We start from the raw sequence: 2,836 nt of genomic DNA on the forward strand, positions 1-2,836 counted from the left end.
CGCCGGCGGCGGCGCCGGCCGCGAGGGCCGCGCCCGCGGCGATCTCACCGGTGCTCGCGGCGGCGACGGAACCGCCCAAGCCGGTGCGCGGACCGGCCTGCGGCCAGTAGGCGATCTGGTGGTGGGCGCGGCTGCTGTAACCGCTGTCACCCCAGTTGTCGTTGTTGCCCCCCCAGTCGTCGCGGCCGCCCTGGTCGCTGCCCCAGTCGTCACTGCCGCCGCTGTCGGCACGACCGCCATCGTCACTGCCACCGCCGTCGCCACCACCGCCGTCGCCGCCGTCGCTGCCGTCGCTGCCCCAGTCGGCGTTCGTACCGGTGCCGTTGGCCTGGGCCTGGTCGGTGCTCGCCGCCTGGACGGCGCCGGCCTGTTCGTCGGCGGTCGCGGGGCAGGCGACCCGGAAGGTCTTCTCCTTGCCGGCCATCTCCTGGCCCTGGAAGCTCCAGGACAGCTTGTAGGTGCCGTCCGGCAGCTGCGGCGCCACAGCGGCCGTCACACCGGCACCGGCGGTCAGCGAAATGCTCCCGGAACGGGTCGGGCCGCCGGCCTGGGCCGGGGCCGGGGTGATCTGCCAGTTGGCCTGGCTCACGGTCTCGAAACCGCTGGCGTCGAGGTAGAAGTGGCAGACCCTGGTATCACCACCCTGCGCCGGCGCGGCGGGCGCGGCGGGGGTGGCAGGGGTGGCAGGCGTGGCCGCGGGCGGCGCGGCGGGCGTGGTCGCCGGCGTGGTCGCGGTGGTGCTGCCGACCTCGCGGATGTCCACGACGCCCTTGTCGCCGGGTGCGGCGAAAGCGGGCGCGGCGGTGACCAGCGCGACGCCTCCGAAGGCCAGGGCAGCGAGGGCGATTGTCCCCGAGCGTGCGTTCACTTGAGTACTCCTTCGTGGGCCAGGACGGACTTGTCATACCGTCATATAGGGCGACGATCCAACAGGTAAGGCCCAGAAGGGTACGTACGACACGGAGTGTGGGCAGAGAATCATTCGATCGGATCAACGCCCACACGCCCTGCCGGACGCACGGCCGCTACTTGTCGGCGGCGAGTTTCCCGGCACTGCCCCAGCTCTCGGCGGGGACCTCGTGGATCCAGACCTGGACCGACTCGGCCGGGGTTCGCCGCCGCCCCGTACGAAGGCCGCGTCGAGCCGCCCGTCGGCGACCTGCCCGAGCCGCTCCCCCGCCGGCGCCGACACCAGCTCCACGCCCACGCCGGGGGCCAGCTCCGCGAAGGCGTCCAGCACCTGGTCCAGGTGCTCGCCGAGTCCGGTACTGGTGCCCAACCGCAGCACGGCGGCGCAATCCGATGTGAAAGCGGCCACTGCCGCCCTCGCCCGCCGCTCCGCTTCGAGGACCGTACGGGCCTCCGGCAGAAAGCACTCGCCGGCCGCCGTGAGCCGTACGCGACGCGGGGAGCGGTCGAAGAGATCCACCCCCAACTCCCCCTCAAGACGGCGGATCTGCCGACTTACCGCTGATTGCACGATATGCATGCGTTCGGCGGCCCGTCCGAAGTGCATTTCCTCCGCGACCGCGACGAAATACCGGAGCTGCCGCAATTCCACAGGCTCACCGTAGTCGTCCGCACCGCGAGATCCTTTGCATACCATTGTCCGAACACGACACCGGAGGGAGCGGCTACCCGTGGAGCAAGGCTTCGGCGTGCCGGCCAGAACCCGTCCTGACCAGGTGATCGGGCGTAGCGACGTGCTTTCGCGTGCGCGCGGGCAGCTGAGCCAGGGGGGCAGCGTCCTGCTGTACGGACCCGCCGGGATCGGCAAGTCCGTCATCGTGCGTACGCTCGGCGCGGAATACGCCGGGGAAGGAACCACGGTTCTGAGGTGTTCGGCGACGGAGTCGGAATCGCATCTGCCGTTCCTCGCCCTCGTCGATCTGCTGGGGCTGGTGGCGGAGCAGGTGTCCGACTCGCTGCCCGCGCCGCAGCGCGCGGCGCTGGAGTCGGCGCTCACGGGTCGCAGTGAGTCCTCCGAACAGCGCGACGGCCTCGCGCTGCGGCTGGCGGTGCTGTCGGTGCTGCGCGCGCTGGCCGCCCGGGGCCCAGTGCTGATCGTGGCCGACGACCTGCAGTGGATGGACCCGGCGAGCGCCGAGCTGCTGGCGTTCGCGGCGCGCCGGGTGAGCGGGCTGCCGGTGCGGATGATCGGCGCCGTACGGACCGACGGGGATCCGCAGGACCACCATGACCGCTATGTGCGGGCCTTCCCCTCGCAGGCGCTGACGCTGCGCATCCCCGCGCTGTCGCGGGCGCAGGTGTCCGAGCTGCTGACCGACCGTGGGCAGGGCCACCTGCCCCGGGCGGTGCTGCGGGACATCCACCGCACCAGCGGCGGCAATCCGCTCTTCGCCCTGGAGCTGGGCCGGGCGCTCGCCGAGAGCAAGACCCCGCCCCGGCCGGGCGAGCCGCTGCCGGTGCCCACCTCGCTCCGTACGCTGGTGCTCAACCGGCTCGGCATGCTGTCGGCCGAGACCCGCCGCACCCTGCTCATCACCAGCGCGGGTGCGCGCCCCACCCTGTCCCTGCTGCGCAGCGCGGGCCGGACCAATGCCGAGGCCGAGATCTCGGTGGCCTCCGCCCTCGGGCTGGTCGAAACCGACCAGGACGGCGTCGTACGGTTCGCCCACCCGTTGATATCCGCCGCGCTCTACGCGGAGGCGCTGCCCGAGGACCGGCGTACCGCGCACGCGGCGCTGGCCGCGGCGGCGTCGGACGTGATCGAACGGGCCCGCCACCTCGCGCTCGCCTCGCCGGGCAAGAACGAGCGGGTCGCGCAGGGCCTCGCCGAGGCCGCCGCCGTGGCCCGGGGCCGGGGCGCCCCGGC

Annotated in this window: 2 protein-coding genes and 1 pseudogene; 1 reads left to right on the forward strand and 2 read right to left on the reverse strand. The window is 73.0% G+C overall.

Annotated elements, in window-relative coordinates; translation table 11 throughout:
* Positions 1 to 868, reverse strand: an 868-nt coding sequence (locus EFK10_RS11765) for a hypothetical protein (RefSeq protein WP_127355673.1), incomplete at its 3' end; no start/stop codon positions are given.
* A gap of 252 nt (positions 869 to 1,120) precedes the next feature.
* Positions 1,121 to 1,561 (reverse strand): annotated as a pseudogene (locus EFK10_RS11775) (LysR family transcriptional regulator); the annotation flags it as partial.
* A gap of 79 nt (positions 1,562 to 1,640) precedes the next feature.
* On the opposite strand from EFK10_RS11775, the gene EFK10_RS11780 reads away from it, so the two are divergent.
* The coding region (locus EFK10_RS11780) for an AAA family ATPase (RefSeq protein WP_164835940.1) at positions 1,641 to 2,836 on the forward strand (1,196 nt) is incomplete at its 3' end.

This window comes from Streptomyces soli (genome assembly GCF_003999195.1).
Classification (GTDB): domain Bacteria; phylum Actinomycetota; class Actinomycetes; order Streptomycetales; family Streptomycetaceae; genus Actinacidiphila; species Actinacidiphila soli.